Origin of the sequence: Vibrio hepatarius, assembly GCF_011806575.1 — a bacterium.
Lineage (GTDB): Bacteria > Pseudomonadota > Gammaproteobacteria > Enterobacterales > Vibrionaceae > Vibrio > Vibrio hepatarius_A.
Window position 1 is genome coordinate 1 of sequence record NZ_JAATOO010000064.1, and the last position, 1,571, is coordinate 1,571.

Below are 1,571 nucleotides of genomic sequence, written 5' to 3' on the forward strand. Positions count from 1 at the left end.
CAGGTGCTTTGAAACTGCGCCTGATTTGAGTCTTTCAAAGTACATAAAGCCAGTGTTGGCAAAGCGGCAATAGACTTAAAATCAACGCTTTAGGTTTGGCAACTAACAAAGCATTCAAGAGGGATTCACAACGCTTGGCAGTTTTGGTTTGAATTAGCTTAAGTGTTTACGGCACAATGTTTTAGGTAGGGTGGTTTGCGTTGTTCACCCCTTAATGCGGCGTTAGCTCACATAAATAAACTTCAGTAAAGGAATGACGATGAGTAGGGAAGTATTAGTAAATCAAGGGAAGTTAGTATTCGAAAATATAAAGGGATTAGATCAATCTAACTTGCTATCTAATCCGGGGAATCTTCAACCATGGCAAAACATGTCGTTTGAAGATTTCGTAGATTCGTTTAATGATATGATCAAAGTCTTAGACTCTTTATATGAAGATGGAGTTCTATTAAGTTGCCCTTTCAACATAATTAGTGGTCTAAATGGTCAAATTACGAATACTTTTAATCAATTAAATGCTTTCAATACAAATAAAGCTCAGCAACATTTCCATGCTTCATTCCAACATGTAGAAGCTTTAAGAACTCACATTCAGCAGTGGGGGTTACGTTACGAAGCTGTATTAGGTCAAGACATTGAAGAGCGGTCAAAGATAATTGATGACGAGCTAACTAAAATTCTTTCGAATAAGAGTGAAATTGAATTAATTAAAGCAAGTGTCAATAGTCTTATTGAGCCTGCTGTAGCTGGCTCACTTTCTAAATCATTTTCAGATAGAAAAGAAGCATTACATGAAAACCAAAAGCGTTGGTTTAATGTTTCTATCGCTACCGCAGCAGTAAGCATTATTGCGACTATAGCTATCGTCTGGTCTATTGTAGGAGTATTTTCTTCAACTGAGGTATTAGACGCATTAGAAAAAGGCAAAAATGGTGTATCAGGAGTAGTCTGGTCGACGATAGGACTTAGAATTGGCGCGTTGGTACCAATTTATTCGATATTCCTTTTGTCTTTTTTGCAGTATAAAAAAGAACGAGATCTTGAAGAAGAATATGCGCATAAAGCTGCTGTCGCAACATCACTGCCAAACTATGGTGGCTTAGCCGTTGAAAATGATGTTAAAGATCAAATTCTATCCGAGGCATCAAAGGTTATATTTACATCACCTTCTAAAAAAGATAGTTCAGAAACTAAAGGTGATACTATTGGCGTAGCTCAATTAAATGGGTTACTTGGAAATATTCACAAGTTAATTCCTAAATCGCAGGGGAATGTGAGCTAACAAACAATTTAAGAGTGATTCGGCACGCGTGGCATTTTTACTATGCGTTGGTTTTAGTGATTAAGGCGGTATGCGGCGGCATCGGTATTGCGTGCCTCACACCTTAATTGGGCGTTATATGCCAGAGCAAGGAATGCGGAAAAATGCCAGAGAAACATATGTTGAGAGCATTAGAAATCTCTCGAAATGCCTTACCTAATTGTATTCCAAATCCACCTGTTGGTTGCGTACTAGTCAAAGATGATACGGTGGTTTCTGAGGGCTATACACAGGCTATTGGTGGAAACCA

At 38.2% G+C, this 1,571-nt stretch carries 1 protein-coding gene and 1 pseudogene; both read left to right on the top strand.

What is annotated here, in order from left to right:
• The first annotated feature begins 259 nt into the window (after positions 1-259).
• Positions 260-1,282 (top strand): hypothetical protein, encoded by a 1,023-nt coding sequence (locus HCZ42_RS21645; RefSeq protein WP_167422726.1) that lies wholly within the window; start codon positions 260-262, stop codon positions 1,280-1,282.
• Positions 1,283-1,425: 143 nt separating this feature from the next.
• Positions 1,426-1,571 (top strand): annotated as a pseudogene (locus HCZ42_RS21655) (bifunctional diaminohydroxyphosphoribosylaminopyrimidine deaminase/5-amino-6-(5-phosphoribosylamino)uracil reductase RibD); the annotation flags it as partial.